Consider the following 256-nt stretch of genomic DNA (forward strand, 5'->3'; position numbering starts at 1 on the left):
GCCAAGTCCCCTCAAGCATCTCTTTCATATTTTGTGGCATTGGGTCTTGGCTATCAGGTGCTAATCCACCTACTTTATATTCAATTGCTACTTTACCAGCAAGCTCTGATTTTAGCTTAAGCCAGGTTGGTGAGTAACCCCAACACCAGCTACACATTGGGTCATGAACATATATTAATTTACTTTGAGACATATTAATCCTTCAACTAGTTCGAGACGACACTATTACGACCAGCAGCCTTTGCACTATAAAGAG

Annotated in this window: 1 pseudogene; it reads right to left on the reverse strand. The window is 41.0% G+C overall.

The annotated features are described in order from the left end of the window. Positions 1-193 (reverse strand): annotated as a pseudogene (locus tag AAEY79_RS15640) (hypothetical protein); the annotation flags it as partial. Positions 194-256: the final 63 nt, after the last annotated feature.

The organism is Psychrobacter sp. GW64-MNA-CIBAN-0177 (genome assembly GCF_040309585.1).
Lineage (GTDB): Bacteria > Pseudomonadota > Gammaproteobacteria > Pseudomonadales > Moraxellaceae > Psychrobacter > Psychrobacter okhotskensis.